The organism is Parendozoicomonas haliclonae (assembly GCF_900174585.1).
In the GTDB taxonomy this organism is placed as follows: Bacteria; Pseudomonadota; Gammaproteobacteria; order Pseudomonadales; family Endozoicomonadaceae; genus Sansalvadorimonas; species Sansalvadorimonas haliclonae.
Genome location: NZ_FWPT01000004.1, coordinates 428,274 through 450,209 on the forward strand (window position 1 = coordinate 428,274; position 21,936 = coordinate 450,209).

Below are 21,936 nucleotides of genomic sequence, written 5' to 3' on the forward strand. Positions count from 1 at the left end.
AGCCCACACAAAACGTCAACAGTCCCTATCATTCTGGGGTATAATCCGCCCAATTTTTTGCCTGCACCCCGGATGGGTGTAGGGCGTTTTCCCATAATACCGAGGTGGTACTGTGACCAACCAGAACGCGCCCGACGTCAATACGTTTCAGGGGCTGATTCTTACCCTTCAGAATTTCTGGGCCAGCCAGGGCTGTGTGATTATGCAGCCGCTTGATATGGAAGTCGGCGCGGGTACCTTCCACCCGGCAACCTTCCTGCGTGCCATCGGCCCAGAGAACTGGAATGCTGCTTACGTTCAGCCAAGCCGCCGCCCGACTGACGGCCGTTACGGTGAGAACCCAAACCGTCTGCAGCATTACTACCAGTTCCAGGTCGTGATGAAGCCAAACCCGGCCAACTTCCAGGATCTGTACCTCGATTCCCTGCGCGCACTGGGCATCGATCCACTGGTTCACGACATCCGCTTTGTGGAAGACAACTGGGAATCCCCGACTCTGGGAGCCTGGGGTCTGGGTTGGGAGGTGTGGATGAACGGTATGGAAATCACTCAGTTCACCTACTTCCAGCAGGCTGGCGGCATTGAGTGCTATCCGGTGACCGGCGAGATCACCTATGGTCTGGAACGTCTGGCCATGTACATTCAGGGCGTAGACAGCGTTTACGATCTGGTTTGGGCCAAAGGTCCTCAGGGCGTTGTCACCTACGGCGACGTTTATCATCAGAACGAAGTGGAGCAGTCCACCTTTAACTTTGAACACGCCGACACCAAGGTGCTGTTCGAGCACTTCGACTTTTACGAGCGTGAATCTGCGCGTCTGGTTGAACTGGGTCTGCCACTACCAGCCTACGAATACACCCTGAAGGCTTCTCACACCTTCAACCTGCTGGATGCCCGTCACGCTATCTCTGTGACCGAGCGTCAGCGTTTTATCCTGCGTGTGCGCACCCTGGCCCGGGAAGTGGCCAAGGCTTATTTTGACGCCCGTAAGAAGCTGGGCTTCCCAATGGCTGATGAAGCTATCCGAAACGAAGTGCTGAAGCAGCTGGAGGAAAACTAATGTCCACTCGTGATTTTCTGGTTGAGCTGGGCACTGAAGAACTGCCTCCAAAAGCTCTGCGCAAACTCTCTGATGCTTTCTCCAACGGTATTACCAGCCGTCTGGAGCAGGCCGGCCTGAAGTTTGGTGAAACCAAGTCTTTTGCTGCCCCGCGTCGCCTGGCTCTGCTGATCAAAGGTCTGGAAACCAGCCAGCCTGACAAGAACAGTGAGCGCCGTGGCCCAGCGGTTCAGGCTGCTTACGATAAAGATGGTAACCCATCCAAGGCTGCTGAAGGTTTTGCACGCTCTTGTGGCGTAGAGTTCTCCGCCTTGGAAAAGCTGGAAACCGATAAAGGCGCATGGTTGGTTTACCGTTCCGTAGAGCAGGGCAAGCCAACCGCAGAACTGCTGCCAGGTATTGTTTCTGCCTCTCTGGACGAGCTGCCAATCCCTAAGCGTATGCGCTGGGGTGCGAGCCGTTCCGAGTTTGTACGCCCGGTTCAGTGGCTGGTTATGCTGCTGGGTGATGATGTGGTTGATTGCGAGGTTATGGGTCTGAAAGCTGGCCGCGAAACCCGTGGTCACCGTTTCCACAACAATACTTCTCTGACTATTGCTCAGCCGGCTGATTACCAGTCTGTTCTGGCAGATACCGGCTTTGTTGTTGCTGATTACGATACCCGTAAGCAGACCATTCGCGAGCAGGTGAAAGCCACCGCTGAGAAGCTGGGTGGCGTTGCTGTTATCGATGCAGACCTGCTGGAAGAAGTTGCTTCCCTGAACGAATGGCCTTCTGCACTGGCCGGTCGTTTTGATGAAGCCTTCCTGGAAGTGCCTTCCGAAGCACTGATCTCTTCCATGAAAGAGCATCAGAAGTATTTCCATATGGTGGATGGCGAAGGCAAGCTGATGCCTTACTTCATCACCATTACCAATATCCAGAGCAAGGATCCTTCTCAGGTTATCTCCGGTAACGAGAAGGTAATCCGTCCGCGTCTGGCTGATGCCCGCTTCTTCTTTGAAACCGACAAGAAGATCACTCTGGAACAGCGTCGTGAAAAACTGAAACCTGTCGTCTTCCAGAAAGATCTGGGTTCTGTTTTTAACAAGACTGACCGTATCGCACGACTGGCGTCTTTCATTGCCGAACAGGAAGGTGGCAACAAGGACAACGCCAAACGTGCAGGTGAACTGTGCAAGTCCGACCTGGCCTCCGAGATGGTTATGGAGTTCCCGGAACTGCAAGGCATCATGGGCATGTACTACGCCCGTCACGATGGTGAGCAGGAAGAAGTGGCTGTCGCCCTGGACGAGCAATACATGCCGCGTTTCTCCGGTGATCAGCTGCCTTCCACCCTGACCGGCTGTGCTGTTGCTATCGCTGATAAGCTGGATACCATTGTTGGTATCTTCGGTATTAAACAGCCGCCGTCTGGCTCCAAGGATCCATTCGCACTTCGTCGTGCGACACTCGGCGTATTGCGCATCATCGTTGAGAAGAAGCTGAAACTGGATCTGCGCTCCCTGATTGCTGTGGCCATCGAAGGCTATAAAGCACAGGGCGTTGAATTGCCAGCAGGTGAAGAACTGAACGACACAGTACTGGAATTCATGCTGGAACGTTTCCGCGCCTGGTATCAGGATGCCAAGATTCCTGTGGAAGTGTTCCTGTCAGTACGTGCGCTGAAACCGTCCCGTCCATTCGACTTTGATCAGCGTGTGCAGGCAATCTCCAGCTTTATGGCTCTTCCGGAAGCAGCTGCTCTTGCTGCGGCCAACAAGCGTGTATCCAACATCATGGCAAAAGCCGGTGATGTGGTGATTCCGGATGCTGTTGATACTGCCCTGTTGCAGGAAGATGCAGAAAAAGCTCTGCACAGCGTTCTGAGCGCATGCATTAGCGAAGTGGAACCGATGCTCGCCGAAAGTAACTACAGCGCAGCCATGAGCCGCCTGGCGGCCCTGAAAGAGCCTGTTGATACTTTCTTCGACAAGGTTATGGTGAATGCTGACGACGAGCAGGTTCGTTTGAACCGTTATGCTCTGCTCAAGCAGCTGCGTAACCTGTTCCTGCACGTAGCCGATATTTCCCTGCTGCAGGCCTGATCTGTAAATAAGGTCAACCCCGGTTGGCCTTAACTGCCAGATCCTAAGCCCTTTACTGCCAATAACCCACAAGGTTATTTGCGGTAAAGGGCTTTTTCTTTATCATTTGTAGGGCCTGTTGTGATTTGCTGATGCGGCTCAGTGAAACGGAAAACCATTCATCGTTAGGAAGGCTTGTGAAAATCGTAGTTGCCCTACATTAAACAAGCCTAACGCAGCGAGGGATGGCTTTCCGTTTCACCCGAAGGGCTTTCCCGAGAGCTTCCATGGCGTCGTTGTAGCGATTTGAAAGACCACCAGTATTCCTTCATCGCTACGCCTAGCCCTGAAAACTCTCGGGAAAGCTGAGCCCGATCAGCAAACCACAACAGGCCCTACTGTTGTTACTTTTCTCTGGACGCACATGAAGCTGGTTATTCTCGATCGTGATGGGGTGATAAATGAAGACTCTGATGATTACATCAAGTCTCCGGATGAGTGGCACCCGATCCCTGGCAGTATTGAGGCGATCGCTGATCTGACCAGAGCAGGTTTCACCATTGCTGTCGCGACTAACCAATCTGGGGTTGGCAGGGGGTACTATTCCCTCGAAACGCTCGCAGCCATGCATGAGAAGATGATCAGTCTGGTTGAGGCGGCAGGCGGTTCTATTGCCTGCATTCGTTTCTGCCCTCATGTGCCTGAAGATAATTGTGACTGCAGAAAGCCAAAGCCAGGCCTTGTCAGGCAGATAGAGAATGCGCTGTCCTGTTCTGCTCGTGGCGCCTGGTTTGTCGGCGATACCGATAAGGATATGGAGGTAGCTGTTACCTGCGGCTGCCATCCGGTTCTGGTTAAAACCGGTAAGGGACAAAGAACCCTCAACAAGGGTCTTTCAGTAAAAGAATTAGAGGTATACGGGAATCTCAAGGAGTTTGCAGATTCCCTGATTCAGGATACGCAATGATCGCGAATAGTATTTGTTGGTTAAGGACAGCTGTTTTTTACTTTTTCTGGGTTTTGTTTGGTGTTCCGTGGTGTACGTTCGTCATACTTGCGGTTTACTTTGTGCCCGTTCGCTCCCGCCACCCATTCTTTATAAAGAACTTCTGCGTTGTCTCGCTTTTCCTCTGCCGGTGGATCTGTGGTATCCGCTGGAAAGTAGAAGGGCTGGAGAACGTGCCGGATAAAGCCTGCGTAGTGGCCAGTAATCATCAGTCTCCCTGGGAGACGTTCTTTGTACAGATGCTTATCAGTCCACAGTCGACTGTTATCAAGAAAGAGCTGTTCTCTGTTCCCTTCTTTGGCTGGGCGTTTAAGCGTTTAAACCCGATTGCGATTGATCGTAAAGAGCGCCGCTCGGCCATGCAGCAGGTGATGGACAAGGGTAAGGTCTGCCTTGATGACGATTATGGCGTAGTGATCTTTCCGGAAGGGACACGACACCACTGGCCGGAAGTAGGGCGCTTCACCCGTGGTGCTGCGACACTGGCTCAGCATGCCAATGTACCAGTACTGCCAATAGCACACGACGCTGGTCGCTTTTGGCCAACTTTCACTCTGAAGAAAACACCTGGTGAAATCACGGTGCGTATTGGCCCCGTGATCGATAGCCAGAACAAGCCTATCGACCAGCTCACCTCAGAGGTTAGAGACTGGGTTGTGGCTAATCACCCTTAAGTGTCTTTTATCTTTTTACAAACAAGAGCGCATTACGCGTTCTTGTTTTCTTCCTGTTCCCGCTTTCTCGCCACTCTATCGGTGAGGCGTTTAATATCCACAAAGTAATTTAAACAGCTATAAAATGGCCTTAGTACTCTATTGAGACAACCGTGATGCCACCTCTGCTTAAGCTCCTCTTCCAAATATTCCACATCAGAGGCTATTTGCCTTAGGTCCTTCTCATAGGCCGCATATTCCCGCTGCTCATTCGCAAACGCACGCATCTGGTACTCGCTGCAGCGCTTGCTGTACTGACCATCTGTGGTTTTATCGAGTTCGCTTCTCAGCTCTTTTAAAGCAGGATGTTGGCGGAAACCTGCACGTTCCATTTTGGAGAGACGCTTATGTTGATTTGCCGTCCACTGCCAGTTAAACCAGCGTTCATGCCTGCTGGCTTGCTGGCCATGCCTCATAACGGCTGTCATGGCTGGAGAATCATAAGGAACGCTTCCTAATACTGCAGCATACTCTACTGAGTTTCTCAGGCAGGGATTCTTTCCCGGCACATGTGGACGAAGTATATCCGCTTCCCAGCGTTGTCTTTCTTCAACTCTTTTCTCAAGGTGGCTCTGTAATTGCTGGCGTTCTTCGGTTAAATCACCGGTGAGACTCATCACCTGTTTAACCAAAGGCTTTTTCTCATAGCCCCTGATATAACTCTGAGATGCATTACAGGTTCTTTCTTCCAGCTGTTCCAGCTTTGGCTCATAGAAATCTTTAAAGTTATTCAGCCTTGCCCGCTTACCATTCAGCAAGAGATAACAGAGTTTGGGTACTCCTGCTATCACCAGGCAGACTGCGGTATAACTAACAGCAACAGTCACTATCATGAAAAAAGCGGAGCTCAGGGTAACCGGGCTTGCCGCACCCGTAGCCGCATAATAAATAGTTGGAATCGCAACCCATTTACAGCAGAAATTGATTACCGATTTAAACAATCCCTCAAGGCTGGAACAGACAAATGCTGTCGTCACTCGATATTTTTTTAACCGCTTGATGCGTGCCTGCGAAGGTCTATCAGGAGATTCAGGAAATGAGTTCTTACCTTCAACGACTGCGAGCTGATTTTGAACCTGCTCTTCACTAGAAAAGCGGTGGTAGCCTCCAGTAGAAGATATATTGTGATGAATTGCGCCGGCCTGATTCATATCTGCCATCCCTGAGAGTATTACTCAGCTTTGACAGAGTAGGCGGGGAAAGTGTTCTTAAGAGAGGGATCCGGATTGTCAGATCAACTAACAATCCGGTTAGAGAGCAATAGCCCCCAATCAGGCCATGTGTTTCTCAATCAGGCCAATCAGGATATGAATAATCTTGATGTGTACTTCCTGAATACGATCTGCATAGCCAAAATGAGGGACACAGATCTCTACATCAGCGATACCAGCCATCTTGCCGCCATCTTTGCCGGTCAGGGCGATAGTCTTCATCCCCTTGGCAGAGGCAGCTTCAAAGGCCTTGATAATGTTTGCTGAGTTACCGCTGGTGCTGATACCCAGAAGAACATCGCCCTGCAGGCCTACAGCCTCAACATAACGGCTGAAGACATAGTCATAGCCGAAATCATTACTGACACAGGAGAGGTGGCTTGGGTCAGAGATTGCAATCCCCGGATAACCAGGGCGATTGTCACGATAACGGCCGGTCAGCTCTTCCGCAAAGTGCATGGCATCACAGTGTGAACCACCATTACCGCAAGACAGCACCTTGCCATTGCTTTTAAAAGACTCGGCAATCAGCGCTGCGGCGCTTTGAATGTTCTGAATCTGCTTTTCATCTGCGAGAAAACGGGCCAGCACTTCCTGTGCCTCGGTCAGCTCACCTTTAATAAATGCTTGAATATCCTGCATATTTTCCTTCCTGCTTAATTTAGCTTCACAACTCACGGGAAGAGAAAAAAGCCGGTCATTCTCTGGACCGGCTTTTCGTACTTTACACGTCGAGGTTGGCGACCTTCAGTGCGTTGCTTTCGATGAAGTCTCGGCGCGGATCAACCTGATCACCCATCAATGTGGTGAAGATCTGGTCGGCGGCAACGGCATCATCAATAGAAACCTTCAGCATCCGACGGTTAATCGGATCCATGGTGGTTTCCCAAAGCTGATCCGGGTTCATCTCACCCAGCCCCTTATAGCGCTGGATGTTATGACGCTTGGTGGATTCATACATCAGCCAGTCCAGAGCCTGCTCAAAGCTATCAACAGGATGAGTACGCTCGCCCTTCTGGACGTAAGCGCCTTTCTCGATCAAGCCAATCAGCTTTTCACCCAGGCTGGTGATGGCACGATAGTCGTTTGAAGTGAAGAAATCGTTCTGGATCAGGTAAATGGTTTCCAGACCATGGGCCTTCACTGTCACTTCTGGCAGCCAGCTATTGTGCTCCTTGTCTTCGACAACACGCATGGTCGTGGTGCTGCCAGACATAAAGGAACCTTCCAGCTTAACGTTCAAAGTCTCAACCCAGCTGTCTACAACGCTCTGATTACGCAGATCGTCTTCTGCCATCTTCGGCATGTAGATCAGCTCACGCAGTACCTGAGCAGGGTAGAGACGGGACAGACGCTTGATAACGCCTTCAATCTTACGGTATTCGTTAACCAGAGCTTCCAGCTGGCTGTCAGCGATACCCGGAGCGTCCTCACTCACGTGCAGACTGGCATTCTCCAGAGCCATAGTCGTCAGGTACTCCTGCAGGGCTGGATCGTCCTTCAGGTACTGTTCCTGCTTGCCACGCTTCACCTTATAAAGAGGAGGCTGGGCAATAAAGATATGGCCACGTTCGATCAGCTCCGGCATCTGACGGAAGAAGAAGGTCAGAAGCAGGGTACGGATGTGTGCACCATCGACGTCCGCATCGGTCATGATGATGATGCTGTGGTAGCGCAGCTTGTCCGGGTTGAACTCTTCCCGGCCAATACCGCAGCCCAGAGCCGTGATCAGGGTGCCAACTTCCTGAGAAGAAAGCATCTTGTCAAAGCGAGCCTTTTCTACGTTCAGGATCTTACCTTTCAGCGGCAGGATAGCCTGGGTACGACGGTCACGACCCTGCTTGGCGGAACCGCCCGCAGAGTCACCCTCCACTATGTACAGTTCGGAGAGGGCAGGGTCCTTCTCCTGACAGTCTGCCAGTTTTCCAGGCAGACCTGCGATATCCAGAGCACCCTTACGACGGGTCATCTCACGAGCTTTACGGGCCGCCTCACGAGCGCGGGCCGCATCCAACATCTTGTTCACGACCAGTTTGGATTCCTGTGGGTTTTCCACCAGAAAGTCCGAGAACGCCTTACCCATTTCCTGCTCAACAGCGGTCTTCACTTCGGAAGAAACCAGCTTATCTTTGGTCTGGGAGGAGAACTTAGGATCAGGAACCTTAACCGAGACAACAGCAGTAAGGCCTTCACGGGCATCATCGCCAGTGGTGCTGACCTTCTGCTTCTTGGCCATGCCTTCAGCTTCGATATAGTTGTTCAGGGTACGCGTCAGAGCGGCACGGAAGCCCGCCAGGTGGGTACCACCATCACGGTTGGTGATGTTGTTGGTGAAGCAGTAGATGTTCTCCTGGAAGCCATCATTCCACTGCATGGCCACTTCTACGCCCACGCCATCTTCATGCATGGTTTCAAAGTGGAACACCTTATTAACCGGGGTTTTATTCTGGTTCAGGTATTCAACGAAAGCCTTCAGACCACCTTCATAGTGGAAGGTATCCTCACGGCCGTCACGCTCATCCTTCAGGTTGATGCAGACACCAGAGTTCAGGAAGGACAGCTCACGTAGACGCTTGGCCAGAATATCGTAGCTGAAATGGATGTTATTGAAGGTTTCTGCAGATGGCCAGAAGGTCACTTCGGTACCGGAGCCTTCGGTCTCGCCAATAATGGACAGAGGTGCTTTTGGAACACCGTGTACATAAATCTGCTGGTGAACATTGCCATGACGGCGAATAGTCAGGCGCAACTCGCTGGACAAGGCGTTTACAACAGAAACCCCCACACCGTGCAGACCACCAGAAACCTTATAGGTGTTGTCATCGAACTTACCACCGGCATGGAGAACCGTCATGATAACTTCTGCCGCAGAGACACCTTCTTCTTCATGGATATCAGTCGGAATACCCCGACCATCATCCCGAACGGTTACCGACTCATCCGGATGGATGATGACATCGATAGCGGAGCAGTGGCCAGCCAGCGCCTCGTCAATCGAGTTATCGACGATCTCAAACACCATGTGGTGGAGACCCGTTCCATCATCGGTATCCCCAATATACATACCAGGGCGCTTACGGACTGCATCCAGTCCCTTAAGCACCTTGATATTCGACGCATTGTAACTTTGCTCGCTCATCCGCCACGTTCTCCAATAAAACCAACAGCCACCCTGCAAACAGGACTATTAACTACTGGCTTGGTTATCCTGCATCCATCAGGTTCATTCCGTCAGGCACTTGCTTCAGCAGCTGGCTCGACAGAATCTTCGAGAATAACACCATGTTCCACATGGAACATTTTTACATCTTTATCAGTTCCCCAGGCATCAGCCAGGGCACCTTGCTCAACACAGGTAATAAACACCTGTGCATCCATGTTTCCCAGCATGCGGCACAATTTATACCGATGCTCTTTGTCCAGCTCTGATGGAAGATCATCTATTAAATAGACGCAGCCAAATGCTTTGCTTTCACTGAACAATTTTCCCTGAGCCAATTTCAGGGCGCAAACTACAGCTTTCTGCTGTCCCCTCGAAAGGCTTTCTACGGCAGGCGCACCTTTATGCCGAATTCGGATATCAGCCCTGTGAGGGCCCCAATGGGTGTATCCGGATTCAAGATCCCGTTTAAGGGATCGATCGAGGACTTCCCGCAAACTGGACTCTTTATCCCAGCCTCGGGTGTAGGAGATCTGAATATCAGATAAATCTGTCAGCTGAGCCAAGGTCTCTTCAAAGACGGGCTTTAGCTTTTCAAAGTAGCTTTGCCGATAGCTATCTATCTCTTCACCACTATGGGCAAGCTCGACATTCCAGACATCCAACAGCGAATCAGCTATTTTACCATGTCGAGCGCTACTATTCCTCAAGAATGCATTCCGCTGCTTCATAGCTTTTTGAGCCCGTTTCCAGGCATTCAAAAAGCGATGTTCCACATGGAACACTCCCCAATCCAAAAACTGACGACGATCTTTGGGGCTACCTTCCAGTAAGCGGAAGGTATCAGGATTTATGACTTGAAGAGGGAGTATGGCGGCAAGATCGGAAGTGAGACGGGCAGACTCACCATTAATATGAACCTTACAACTGGCATCTTGTGTGCGTGAGACACCCAGAGCCCAGGAGTGCTCGCCGGCTCCAACCTTACCAAAAACAATACAGGCTTCTTGCCCCTGACGTATCACAGACTTCACTTTGGTTGATCGAAACGAACGGGCAGTACCAAGAAGATGAATAGCTTCCAGAAAACTGGTTTTTCCGCTGCCGTTAACGCCGTGAAGAATATTGATCGAGGGGGAGGGGGTTAAGGTCACAGATACAAGGTTTCTTGTATCCGTGACGCTGATCTTCTCAAGACAGGACATCTAAGAGAGAGCAAAGAAAAAATCAGAGACGCATCGGCATAACAACGTACACAGAGTCGCTGTTTTCAGGCTCTTCTACCAGTGCACTGCTGTTAGGGTCGGACAAAGTCAGCTTAACTGCATCACCATCAATAACAGACAGCACATCCAGCAGATAGCTCACGTTAAAGCCGATCTCGAGGCCTGCACCATCATAGTTAACGGTGACTTCTTCTTCCGCTTCTTCCTGCTCTGGGTTGTTCGCCATGATCTTGACCGTGTTCTGGTCCAGCATCAGACGAATGCCACGATACTTCTCATTGGAGAGGATGGAAGCACGATTCAGAGCCTGACGCAGGGTCTGACGGTCACCAATCACAAACTTGTCGCCACCGCGTGGAAGAACGCGCTCGTAATCCGGGAACTTACCGTCAACCAGCTTGGAGGTGAAAATAAAATCACCGGTGGTTGCACGGATATGGTTGGCGCCCAGAGTGATATTCACGATCTCTTCGCCATCCGTCAGCAGACGAGCGAGTTCGAGAATACCTTTGCGAGGAACGATCACCTGATGACGCTCCTGCTGGCTGATATCTGCATCGACTGTGCACATAGCCAGACGGTGACCATCAGTCGCAACAGAACGCAGAGCGTGCTCACGGACTTCCAGGAGCATACCGTTCAGGTAGTAGCGAACATCCTGCTGAGCCATGGCAAAACCAGTACGATCGATCAGACGACGTAGACGGGATTGGTTAATGGCAAAGGAGTAAGAGGCAGACTCTTCATCAATATTCGGAAATTCATTCGCTGGCAGAGTAGACAGCGTAAACCGGGAACGACCGGAACGGAAAATAACCCGCTGATCTTCCAGCAGGAAGGTGATCTCACTATCTTCCGGCAGAGACTTACAGATATCCATTAACTTACGTGCTGGAACGGTGATTTCACCGTCTTCAGCCGGCTTGTCGAGATGTACCCGGCCAACCAGTTCCACTTCCAGATCGGTACCAGTCAGGGAGAGCGTATCGCCTTCAACAACCAGCAACACGTTAGACAGTACGGGGAGTGTTTGCCTGCGTTCAACAACGCCAGCAACCAGCAAAAGTGGCTTCAGCAGGGCTTCCCGGTTAATGGTAAATTTCATTGTTTCCTTTCTCGCCTCTAGCTAAGGAAATTCATCTAAATCTGGATAACGCTACAACTCAGCTTACTCATAAAAACATAAGGTCTTTATGACATTAGCTGGTTAGCAGCCTCAGAAGATTCTTATGATCTTCTGCAATTTCAGCATCTGTCTCACACAACTGCTTAACCTTACGACAGGCATGCAATACGGTTGTGTGATCACGGCCACCATAGGCATCCCCAATTTCCGGGAGACTATGGTTAGTCAGTTCCTTGGACAAAGCCATGGCAATCTGTCTTGGTCTTGCTACAGAACGGCTGCGTCTTTTCGACAGTATGTCTGAAATTTTAATCTTGTAATACTCAGCCACAGTGCGCTGAATATTTTCAATACTGACCTGTTTATCCTGGAGAGCCAAAAGATCTTTTAAAGACTCACGTATTAAATCTACATCAATCTTGCGCCCCATAAAATGGGCACTGGCAATTACCCGCTTTAATGCACCTTCCAACTCACGAACATTGGAACGAATACGCTGGGCAATAAAGAAAGCAGACTCGTGTGGCAGATCGATTTTGGCCTGTTCCGCCTTCTTCATAAGAATGGCGACACGGGTTTCCAGTTCCGGTGGTTCTACTGCAACCGTTAATCCCCAGCCAAAACGGGACTTCAAACGTTCTTCCAGACCGGCAATCTCTTTTGGATAACGGTCACAGGTCAGAATCATCTGCTGGCCACCTTCAAGCAACGCATTAAAGGTGTGGAAAAACTCTTCCTGGGAACGCTCTTTACCGGCAAAGAACTGAATATCATCAATCAGCAGTGCATCAACACTGCGATAATAACGTTTGAAATCGTTAATGGCATTCAGTTGCAGAGCCTTCACCATATCCGCAACGAAACGCTCAGAGTGCAGATAAATAATCTTGGCATCCGGGTTCTGCTTAGCCAGCTGGTTACCCACAGCGTGCATAAGGTGGGTTTTACCAAGACCCACACCACCATAAAGGAACAGTGGGTTGTAGGCAGAGCCAGGGTTCTCAGCAACCTGTTTGGCGGCAGCCAAAGCCAACTGGTTGGATTTACCTTCCACAAAGGTATCAAACACAAAGGTACGGTTCAGAGAACTGGTATGTTTGATACTGCCTTCCACTTCAACCGGGCGCTGCTTGGGGATAACCACTTTCGGCGCAGGCGGAGTAATAATGGTGGGCTCGTTATATTCGATTTGTGAAGACGGCGGCTGCGATGAAAGTGGCGTCACTTCAATCGAGGGATTATCACCCGCAACATTCACTTCAGCCTTGGGCTGATAGTTTCTATCTTCACCTTGGGAAGAACGCAGCGGGTTAACAAACCGCTGGCGCACAGCCGCAGGAGTCAGAACCGTTTCTGTCTCATTGGCAACACCTGTTAACTCTTTCTCCAGCTCAGCAACCACAGTCGCATCAGAAGCCGAAGAGGACTCCTGACGAGCAGGCTGCCCATAACCGGAAGACGCAGTTGATTCGTTCCGAGAAGGAGCAGAGGAGCCCTGTGGCTGGCTGTAAAGATCGAGAATAGCCTGACCATTGTCTTCATCATGACTGCGCTTAGGTTGCTCCTGAAAGCGCGAGGAGAACCCTGATGAACCCGAGGAAAACCCGGAACTGGATGGTGATGAGGAACGGCTGCTGGTCGCAGAGCTGCGACTACCGGACATACGCATACCAAAAGAAGGTCTGCGATTACTCACTCCCAAAGCAATAGCGGGTGGATTGCCATCCGACAAATCCATGAAGATTTCTTCTATACGGGGCAGGTACTTGTCTTTCACCCAATCGAGGACAAACCGGTTTGGAGCCAGAAGACACAGCTCATCTTGGTCAGCCATGACTTTGAGCGGGCGCAACCAGGTATTGAACTGCTGAATAGGCAGCTCGTCCTGAAGGATTTCCATGCACTTCTGCCAGAGTTCACGTGGCACTGGGACAACTCCGGTCATCAAAACGACGGTGATTAATAGGTGTTGAAAACTTTTCCATTCTATCCCGATCAGGGCAGGTTATCCACACCCCAAAACGTTCAAGACACCCTATTTTTGCTGGGAATTTCCACGTTTTTCAAGTGCTTAACGAAAACAACTTTCAGGCTGTGGATAGCGTAACGAAAAAGCAATCTGTGGATATCTTTGTGAGAAACTGTGAGGCAAAAAACAAAATCTATTTATTAACAGCAAGTTCTGCGTACTTTCTGCTAAATAACACGAGCGGGGATAACTGAGAAAACAAAGAATGGATTCTGTACCGTAACAACTCAGTTCAACGGAAAGGAATAACCGAAACCCGTGTAAATGAAGACAGTAAAAAAACAGGAATAGCTGCCATAATTGCTGCATCGAGGCAGTAATATGCGATATAGTGATAAATTGCCTATTTTTTATACTGCTTTTAAATTGACGCTAAATATAGTATTCCCTAAAATTGCGCGTCATTTTATTTTTCTCGTTTTTAACATCCCGTGTTATCGGTTCCGTTATGGCGAGGCAGCATCGAACCTGTTCGATACCAACCTTAAGAGTGATTGATCATGAAAAGAACTTTTCAGCCTAGCGTCCTGAAGCGTAAGCGTACTCACGGTTTCCGCGCCCGTATGGCAACCAAGAACGGCCGTGCTGTTCTGAACCGTCGTCGTGCTAAAGGCCGTAAGCGTCTGTCAGCCTGATTTCCGATCAGGGCCTGAACATGATCTTCGGTTTCAGCCGTGACCTAAGGCTGCTGAAGGCATCAGAGTTCAAACGGGTTTTCGATAAGGCAGAAGTAAAAGTTTCCGACCAGAACATTCTTATCCTGGCCAGAAGGAACGACCTGGATATTTCCAGACTCGGTCTGGTTATCGCCAAGAAGAATGTAAAAACCGCAGTATCCCGAAACAGGATAAAGCGGGTAATTCGTGAGACCTTTCGCCATAGCCAGAACAGTCTTAAGGGACTCGATTACGTTGTACTGGCCCGAAAAGGCCTGGGCGAACTCGACAACAGGCAACTGCACAGCCTGCTCAATAAGCAGTGGTTGCGCGCTCAAAAGAAAAAATCAGGAGCGGCTCACCAGATCAGAAAACGGTCTGACTCTCCTGAAAGAGCACCAGCCCCTGTTGGTTAATATTCCACAGGGGTTTGCCTGCATGCTTTTGAAGAGCTGCTTTAAAACAACCAGGTACAGAACATGAATCCAGTCCGATCGTTCGTTCTGTTACTGATAAGGGGATACCAGCTCGGTATCAGTCCCCTTATGGCAAACCGCTGCCGCTTTTACCCCTCCTGCTCCTCCTATGCCACGGAAGCCATCACCCTTCACGGCATCCTGAAAGGCGGATACCTCACATGTCTTCGTTTACTACGCTGTCATCCGTTTCATGCGGGCGGTTACGATCCTGTACCCGGCAGCCAGGAATATCAGGCATTGAACCAGGTGGACCCGGATACCCCTAACCGTTTTGATGGCCAATAAATCATGGATTTGCAACGTACCCTCTTAATCGCGGGTCTGGTTGTTGTCGGCTACCTGATGGTGCTGCAATGGAACCAGGATTATAACCAGCCGCAGCCCGTTACCCAGTCGGCTCAGCAGCTCCCTGCCAGCAATGCTCCTGAAGCACCTGTTGCCCAGTCAGCCTCTGACGTACCGACTCTGCCTGGCACCAATGTCAGTACTCCGAAGGCCGCCTCCCAGGCGCAGCTGATTACTGTCACCACTGACACTCTGATTCTGACAATCGACACCCGTGGTGGTGACATTGTTCGTGCAGAGCTGCCCAAGTTCACCCGCACCAAAGGGGAAACCACCCCTTTTGTTCTGCTGGAGAACTCCACCAACCGCATGTTCATCTCCCAAAGCGGTCTGACTGGTCAGGACGGTCCTGATCGTCTGGGTAAGCCGGTATTTACTGCCGCGCAGGCCCAATACACCCTGGGTGACAAGGACGAACTGGTGGTTGATCTGAACCTGAAGAGTGAAAACGGTGTGGATATCACCAAGCGTTTCACCTTCAAGCGTGATGTCTACCAGGTGAGCGTGGATTACATCATTCACAACGGCAGCGATGCTGACTGGCGCGGTAACTTCTACGCCCAGTTCAAGCGTGACAACACCGAAGATCCAAGCAAGGAAACCAGCAACGCTTCCGGCATGAACACCTACCTGGGTGCCGCCGTTCGTACCAGCGACAAGCTGTATGAAAAGCTGCCGTTTGATGAGTTCTCCGATGAGCCGTTCCGCGAGTCTATTGAAGGCGGTTACGCGGCCATCGTTCAGCACTACTTCGTGAGTGCCTGGATTCCAAAGCAGGATCAGAAGAACACCTATCAGACCCGCGTATTTGATGGTGACAACATCATCAGCGTGGTTGAGCCGACTGTTACAGTTGCACCTGATCAGACGGCAACCGTTGGTGGCATTCTGTACCTCGGTCCTAAGAATCAGGATCGTCTGTCCCAGCTGGCCCAGGGTCTGGATCTGACCATCGACTACGGCATGCTGTGGTGGTTCGCCAAGCCGCTGTTCATGCTGCTGAGCTTCCTGCACGGCCTGATCGGCAACTGGGGCTGGAGCATTATTGCCCTGACTCTGATTGTTAAGGCGATCTTCTTCCCGCTGTCCGCTGCCAGCTATCGCTCCATGGCGAAGATGCGCAAGCTGACACCGAAGATGCAGGCACTGAAAGAGAAGTACGGTGATGACCGTCAGGGTCTGTCCCAGGCCATGATGAAGCTGTACAAGGATGAGAAAGCCAACCCTATGGGCGGCTGTCTGCCAATTCTGGTACAGATGCCAGTGTTCATCGCACTGTATTGGGTACTGCTGGAATCCGTTGAACTGCGTCACGCACCATGGATTCTGTGGATTCAGGATCTGTCCCAGATGGATCCATACTTCATCCTGCCGCTGATCATGGGTGCTTCCATGTTTGCCCAGCAACTGCTGTCTCCAGCGCCACCAGATCCAATGCAGGCCAAGGTGATGAAATTGATGCCAGTTATCTTCACCGTGTTCTTCCTGTGGTTCCCGGCCGGTCTGGTACTGTACTGGGTAACCAACAACCTGCTGTCCATTACTCAGCAGTGGTACATCACTCGCAAGATTGAAGCAGAAGGCTGATAAGCCATTCACTTCAAACCTGTGAATAAAAAGCGGACCTTCGGGTTCGCTTTTTTTATGCCTGAAATATACAAGTTATTCCGCCATTGGGTGCCGGTTCTGAGCGGAGCGGGTTAGACTACTGCCATTCTTTATGTACCGCAGACACTGCAATGAGTTATCAACAGAAAGACACCATTGCCGCCCAGGCAACAGCACCCGGCCGTGGCAGTGTGGGGATTATTCGCGTCTCCGGCCCCAAGGCAGCTGAGATAGCAGAAGCGATTGTAAAAAAGTCGCTCACACCACGTTATGCACACTATCTGCCATTTTATGATCGGGACGGTCAGGTTATCGATGAAGGTCTGGCAATCTACTTCCCCGGGCCCAACTCCTTTACCGGCGAAGATGTACTGGAACTTCAGGGGCATGGCGGCCCGGTCATTCTCGATCTGCTGCTGAAAGAGATTGCTCACCTTGGCGTACGTCTGGCTCGCCCGGGTGAATTCTCTGAACGCGCCTTCCTGAATGACAAGCTGGATCTGGCTCAAGCCGAAGCGATTGCCGACCTGATCGACAGTTCTTCTGAAGAAGCAGCTCGCAGTGCCGTTCGCTCCTTGCAGGGAGCTTTTTCCACACGTGTGAATGAACTTGTGGAAGAACTGATCCGCCTGCGTATCTATGTGGAAGCAGCCATCGACTTTCCGGAAGAGGAGATCGACTTTCTCTCAGACGGTAAGGTGAGTCAGGATCTGGATCGGGTCATGGACAGTTTATCCACCGTCTTTAAGGAAGCCCGCCAGGGAGCCATCGTCCGTGATGGTATGACCGTGGTGATTGCCGGCCGGCCAAACGCCGGCAAGTCCAGCCTGCTGAATGCACTCTCTGGTCGTGACTCTGCCATTGTTACGGATATCGCCGGCACGACCCGGGATGTTCTGCGGGAACATATCCACATTGATGGCATGCCTCTGCATATTATTGATACCGCCGGCCTTCGGGACAGTGATGATGTGGTTGAACAGATTGGCGTAAAGCGAGCCTTTGATGAAATCGCTCAGGCTGATCTGGTGCTGTTAATGGTGGACAGCACGACCACAGATAAGACCGAGCCTCATGATATCTGGCCAGAGTTTGTGGATAAGCTGCCGGCAGGCGAAAAAATCACAGTTATCCGTAACAAGTGTGATCTGAGCGGCGAGGAAGCAGGACTGACAGAAGGCCAGTATCCGGTAATCCGCCTTTGTGCACAGACCGGACAAGGTGTTGATAACCTGCGCCAACACCTGAAAACACTGATGGGTTACACCGGAACAACCGAAGGCAGCTTCAGTGCCCGCCGCCGCCATATCGAAGCGCTGGAGAAAGCCCGCGACTCTCTGGAGCAGGGCAGAGCCCAGTTAATGGGCATGGGAGCAGGTGAACTGCTGGCCGAAGACCTTCGACAGGCTCAACAGGCTCTGGGAGAGATTACCGGCGAGTTTACCAGTGATGATCTGCTGGGCCGGATCTTTACCAGCTTCTGCATCGGGAAGTAATTTTTGTGCATATCTCGTTCCCACGGCCTCCGTGGGAATGCATATAGATTGGGATTCAAGTGGTAAACCGTTCGCCGAAACTGGAATGCTCTGCCCGTTCCGGCAATACGTCCCTGTATTGAGTCACTCTCGGGGCATCCTGCCCCTTGGCAGAGCACACCAATTCCGACTCTCTCCTTATTCGATTCCATCATTTTGCATTGAGTATGCAGGAAGAGCTGTGTGTATATTTTTATCCCATAATAACTCAACAGTCTGTACACAGTGTTTGCCCGTCCATCTGTGAACAAAACTCACTAACCACAAACTACCCCCATTGTGGACACAGCGCTGAAAGCCTCTGGTATCAGGCTTTGAGTAACTCTATACACACTTATTCTGAATAACCCACATGTGAGTAAACTGGTGGTAAAAGATAAAATCAGCGCATAAGAACTAGATGTGTGTAAACCCTGAAAACAAGGCTGAATAATCAGGTATGGTCTTGGGATGAAAATTGAGGCCTAAAATCAGAGGCAAAACTATTCACCAGTTGATCAGGCCAGAATCAGGGCTTTCCAAGGTTATTCGCACAAAGCTATCATCCTCTGTAAGCCTTGTTATCAGTGGCCTCAACGTACTTTTCCACACAAAAACCGGGTCTATATAAAAAACAAAAATAAGAAAAGATATATATAAGACATACATATATTCACTCTTCCTTTCTTCGCCTTACCTTTGGATAAAAACAGGTTGAACAGATAAAGGAAGGGAGGATGTGATTTGTACTAAAGCAGGAGCGGTTTTCTTTTCCGTTGCAAACCTTATACTCACCCGCCACAGTTTCTATAAAGGATGTCACCTCTCTGATCATAATCTTCAGGGAGATTCTGTAGACCATCCTGTTCTTGCCCGGAGGCTTTACTGAGTGGATTTTCCAGCACGTTTTGATGTCATTGTTGTCGGTGGTGGTCATGCCGGCACCGAAGCAGCTCTGGCCGCTGCCCGTATGGGAGCCAGAACTCTGCTGGTTACCCATAACATCGAAACCCTTGGCCAGATGTCCTGTAACCCGGCTATAGGTGGTATCGGTAAAAGCCATCTGGTGAAAGAGATTGATGCTCTTGGTGGAGCCATGGCCAAGGCCACCGATCTTGGTGGTATCCAGTTCCGTATTCTGAATTCCAGAAAAGGGCCAGCCGTTCGCGCGACCCGGGCACAGGCTGACCGAATTCTTTATAAGGCTGCCATCCGCGAAATGCTGGAGAACCAGGACAACCTCTGGCTGTTCCAGCAGGCTGTTGATGACCTGATCATGGAAGGTGATGAGGTCCGTGGTGTGGTTACCCAAATGGGACTGCGCTTCCTGGCCGATCAGGTGGTTCTGACTGCCGGTACTTTCCTGGGCGGAACTATCCACATTGGTCTGCAGAACTATGGTGGCGGTCGTGCCGGTGATCCTGCATCCAACAATCTGGCTCACCGTCTGCGTGAACAGCCTCTGCGTATTGAGCGTCTGAAGACCGGAACGCCTCCGCGGATTGATGCACGATCTGTGGACTTCTCTGTGATGGAAGCCCAGCCGGGTGATACCCCAACACCCGTGATGTCCTTTATGGGCTCGGTGGAAGATCATCCACGGCAGATCAACTGTTACATTACCCACACCAATGAGCGGACCCACGATATCATTCGTGGTGGTCTGGATCGCTCACCAATGTATACCGGGGTGATTGAGGGTATTGGTCCGCGTTACTGTCCTTCCATTGAGGATAAGATCCAGCGCTTTGCCGACAAGAACTCCCATCAGGTGTTTATCGAGCCGGAAGGTCTGACTACTCACGAACTGTATCCGAATGGCATCTCAACCAGTCTGCCATTTGATGTGCAGCTGGAACTGGTTCGTTCCATCCGTGGAATGGAAAACGCTCACATCGTACGTCCAGGTTATGCCATCGAATATGACTTCTTTGATCCTCGGGATCTGAAGCCATCTCTGGAAACCAAAGTTATCCCCGGTTTGTACTTTGCCGGTCAGATCAACGGCACTACCGGTTATGAAGAAGCTGCGGCTCAAGGTCTGCTGGCCGGTATCAACGCCGCACTACGCGCCCAGGGCAAAGACGCCTGGTGTCCTCGCCGTGATGAAGCCTACATCGGCGTAATGGTCGATGACCTGATCACCAACGGCACTTCCGAGCCGTACCGGATGTTTACTAGCCGTGCGGAGTACCGTCTGATTCTGCGTGAAGACAATGCCGATATCCGTCTGACCCCGAAAGGTCGTGAGTTGGGTCTGGTTGATGATGAGCGCTGGGCAGCCTTCTGTGAAAAGCAGGAATCCATTGCACTGGAAACCGAACGCCTGAAGACTACCTTCATCCACCCAAGCAAGCCGGAAGCGGAAGTGCTGAACCAAAAACTGACCACCGCGATTACCCGTGAGTACAGTTTGATGGAGCTGCTGAAGCGTCCGGAACTGACTTACGCCGATATCGGCAGTCTGAAAGGTGAAGCTGTGGAAAACCCACAGGTGGCTGAACAGGTTGAGATTCAGAGCAAGTACGCCGGCTACATTGATCGTCAGGCTGAAGAGATTGAAAAACTGCGTCGTCACGAAGAGACCAGCCTGCCGGCAGATCTGGATTACGAGACCATTACCGGCCTCTCCCATGAAATCCGCCAGAAGCTGAGTAATATTCGTCCGGCAACGTTGGGTCAGGCTTCCCGTATTCAGGGTGTTACCCCGGCAGCTATATCACTGCTGTTGATACACCTGAAAAAGCGTTCACTCGTACAAGATCAAAAACGAGCATAAAACGCAAAAGCCAATTCAGCAGGCGAAAGGGATAATACTCGTTCCTGCGGTCCACCGTAGGAATGCATACTATTCGCGAATGAGTGGCTGACAGTATGGGTTCCCACGCAGAGCGTGGGAACCAGAAAACTCTTTTGCCAGCGATATATTGAAAAAACAGCATCACAAGAAAGCCTGCACTGCGCAGGCTTTCTTTCATGTAAAATAATGCAATTTTGCGCAGTCAGTGCATACCAACTGACTGCAACACCCTAATGGATACTGGCCTGTGAATAATCTCGACGTCATGCTGAAATCCGGCGCGCAAGACATGGGGATCGCGCTGACTGACGAGCAGTTACACAAACTGCGCGCCTATGTGGACCTGCTGATGAAGTGGAACAAGGTGTATAACCTGACCGCGATCCGCACCCCGGAAGAGATGATCTCCCGCCATATCCTCGACAGCCTGAGTGTGCTTTCTTACGTAGAAGCTATGATTCCTGCCGGTGGCAATCTGATTGATGTGGGCTCTGGTCCAGGCCTGCCCGGACTGCCTCTGGCCATCATGCTGCCTGACCGAAATATATCCACACTCGACTGTGTTGGTAAAAAAACACGCTTCCAGGTTCAGGTATGTAATGAACTTGGCCTGAATAATGTTACAGTTTTGAACGAACGGGTAGAGAACTGGCAGCCCGAACAAGGTTATGATGGAGTGATCTCCCGGGCATTCAGCTCCCTGAAGGACATGATCACCGGAACCGATCACCTGTTGCGTAAAGGTGGATTGTGGCTGGCCATGAAAGGTATTCACCCGGAACAGGAACTGGATGAATTGCATTCAGTGCGTCCGGATGTAGTGATGACCGAGTCCCATCCTCTGGAAGTGGCCGGTTGTGATGGACAGAGACATCTTGTCATACTGGAACGAATGGAAACGGCGCAGGCCTGAATAAAAGCTGCGCTCACAGTTTAA

The 21,936-nt window shown here is 50.9% G+C and carries 17 protein-coding genes; 11 read left to right on the forward strand and 6 right to left on the reverse strand.

Annotated elements, in window-relative coordinates:
* The first annotated feature begins 112 nt into the window (after nucleotides 1-112).
* The 4 genes from glyQ (at nucleotide 113) to EHSB41UT_RS11025 (ending at nucleotide 4,806) form a co-directional block, all read left to right on the forward strand.
* Complete coding sequence (gene glyQ, locus EHSB41UT_RS11010) at nucleotides 113-1,060, forward strand: glycine--tRNA ligase subunit alpha (protein ID WP_087109690.1); 948 nt, start codon at nucleotides 113-115, stop codon at nucleotides 1,058-1,060.
* Nucleotides 1,060-3,147 (forward strand): glycine--tRNA ligase subunit beta, encoded by a 2,088-nt coding sequence (glyS, locus tag EHSB41UT_RS11015; RefSeq protein WP_087109692.1) that lies wholly within the window; start codon nucleotides 1,060-1,062, stop codon nucleotides 3,145-3,147. Before glyQ ends, glyS begins: the two co-directional genes overlap by 1 nt.
* Before the next feature lie 403 nt (nucleotides 3,148-3,550).
* Nucleotides 3,551-4,093, forward strand: a complete 543-nt coding sequence (gene gmhB / locus EHSB41UT_RS11020; RefSeq protein WP_087109694.1) for a D-glycero-beta-D-manno-heptose 1,7-bisphosphate 7-phosphatase — start codon at nucleotides 3,551-3,553, stop codon at nucleotides 4,091-4,093.
* 101 nt (nucleotides 4,094-4,194) lie between these two features.
* Entirely contained in the window at nucleotides 4,195-4,806 is a 612-nt protein-coding gene (locus EHSB41UT_RS11025) for a lysophospholipid acyltransferase family protein (protein WP_165767224.1), read from the forward strand.
* A gap of 32 nt (nucleotides 4,807-4,838) precedes the next feature.
* Here EHSB41UT_RS11025 and EHSB41UT_RS11030 read toward each other — a convergent pair whose 3' ends face one another.
* The 6 genes from EHSB41UT_RS11030 to dnaA all read right to left on the reverse strand — a co-directional run bounded on the left by EHSB41UT_RS11030 (nucleotide 4,839) and on the right by dnaA (nucleotide 13,495).
* On the reverse strand, nucleotides 4,839-5,996 hold the full coding sequence (locus tag EHSB41UT_RS11030) for a hypothetical protein (protein WP_133060475.1): 1,158 nt from the start codon (nucleotides 5,994-5,996) through the stop codon (nucleotides 4,839-4,841).
* 120 nt (nucleotides 5,997-6,116) lie between these two features.
* Nucleotides 6,117-6,698, reverse strand: a complete 582-nt coding sequence (gene lpcA / locus EHSB41UT_RS11035; protein WP_087109699.1) for a D-sedoheptulose 7-phosphate isomerase — start codon at nucleotides 6,696-6,698, stop codon at nucleotides 6,117-6,119.
* Nucleotides 6,699-6,780: 82 nt separating this feature from the next.
* Complete coding sequence (gene gyrB, locus EHSB41UT_RS11040) at nucleotides 6,781-9,195, reverse strand: DNA topoisomerase (ATP-hydrolyzing) subunit B (RefSeq protein WP_087109701.1); 2,415 nt, start codon at nucleotides 9,193-9,195, stop codon at nucleotides 6,781-6,783.
* A 92-nt stretch (nucleotides 9,196-9,287) separates the two neighbouring features.
* Complete coding sequence (gene recF / locus EHSB41UT_RS11045) at nucleotides 9,288-10,421, reverse strand: DNA replication/repair protein RecF (RefSeq protein WP_087109702.1); 1,134 nt, start codon at nucleotides 10,419-10,421, stop codon at nucleotides 9,288-9,290.
* Nucleotides 10,422-10,443: 22 nt separating this feature from the next.
* A complete protein-coding gene (gene dnaN, locus EHSB41UT_RS11050; protein ID WP_087109703.1) occupies nucleotides 10,444-11,547 on the reverse strand; it encodes a DNA polymerase III subunit beta in 1,104 nt (367 codons plus the stop codon).
* Nucleotides 11,548-11,641: 94 nt separating this feature from the next.
* A complete protein-coding gene (gene dnaA, locus EHSB41UT_RS11055) occupies nucleotides 11,642-13,495 on the reverse strand; it encodes a chromosomal replication initiator protein DnaA (RefSeq protein WP_207626618.1) in 1,854 nt (617 codons plus the stop codon).
* 602 nt (nucleotides 13,496-14,097) lie between these two features.
* On the opposite strand from dnaA, the gene rpmH reads away from it, so the two are divergent.
* The 7 genes from rpmH (at nucleotide 14,098) to rsmG (ending at nucleotide 21,912) form a co-directional block, all read left to right on the forward strand.
* Complete coding sequence (gene rpmH, locus EHSB41UT_RS11060) at nucleotides 14,098-14,232, forward strand: 50S ribosomal protein L34 (protein ID WP_087109707.1); 135 nt, start codon at nucleotides 14,098-14,100, stop codon at nucleotides 14,230-14,232.
* Nucleotides 14,233-14,252: 20 nt separating this feature from the next.
* A complete protein-coding gene (rnpA, locus tag EHSB41UT_RS11065; protein WP_087109709.1) occupies nucleotides 14,253-14,669 on the forward strand; it encodes a ribonuclease P protein component in 417 nt (138 codons plus the stop codon).
* A 63-nt stretch (nucleotides 14,670-14,732) separates the two neighbouring features.
* The gene (gene yidD, locus EHSB41UT_RS11070; protein ID WP_087109711.1) at nucleotides 14,733-15,017 is read left to right on the forward strand and encodes a membrane protein insertion efficiency factor YidD; all 285 of its coding nucleotides are present in this window, start codon (nucleotides 14,733-14,735) and stop codon (nucleotides 15,015-15,017) included.
* Nucleotides 15,018-15,020: 3 nt separating this feature from the next.
* The gene (gene yidC, locus EHSB41UT_RS11075) at nucleotides 15,021-16,664 is read left to right on the forward strand and encodes a membrane protein insertase YidC (RefSeq protein WP_087109713.1); all 1,644 of its coding nucleotides are present in this window, start codon (nucleotides 15,021-15,023) and stop codon (nucleotides 16,662-16,664) included.
* Between the two features lie 152 nt (nucleotides 16,665-16,816).
* Nucleotides 16,817-18,181, forward strand: a complete 1,365-nt coding sequence (gene mnmE / locus EHSB41UT_RS11080) for a tRNA uridine-5-carboxymethylaminomethyl(34) synthesis GTPase MnmE (RefSeq protein ID WP_087109715.1) — start codon at nucleotides 16,817-16,819, stop codon at nucleotides 18,179-18,181.
* Between the two features lie 907 nt (nucleotides 18,182-19,088).
* Nucleotides 19,089-20,978, forward strand: coding sequence for a tRNA uridine-5-carboxymethylaminomethyl(34) synthesis enzyme MnmG (mnmG, locus tag EHSB41UT_RS11085; protein WP_087109716.1), 1,890 nt, complete (start codon nucleotides 19,089-19,091; stop codon nucleotides 20,976-20,978).
* 268 nt (nucleotides 20,979-21,246) lie between these two features.
* Nucleotides 21,247-21,912 carry a 16S rRNA (guanine(527)-N(7))-methyltransferase RsmG gene (rsmG, locus tag EHSB41UT_RS11090; protein ID WP_242667283.1) on the forward strand — a complete coding sequence of 222 codons (666 nt, stop codon included), beginning with the start codon at nucleotides 21,247-21,249 and terminating at the stop codon, nucleotides 21,910-21,912.
* The last annotated feature ends 24 nt before the right edge of the window (nucleotides 21,913-21,936 follow it).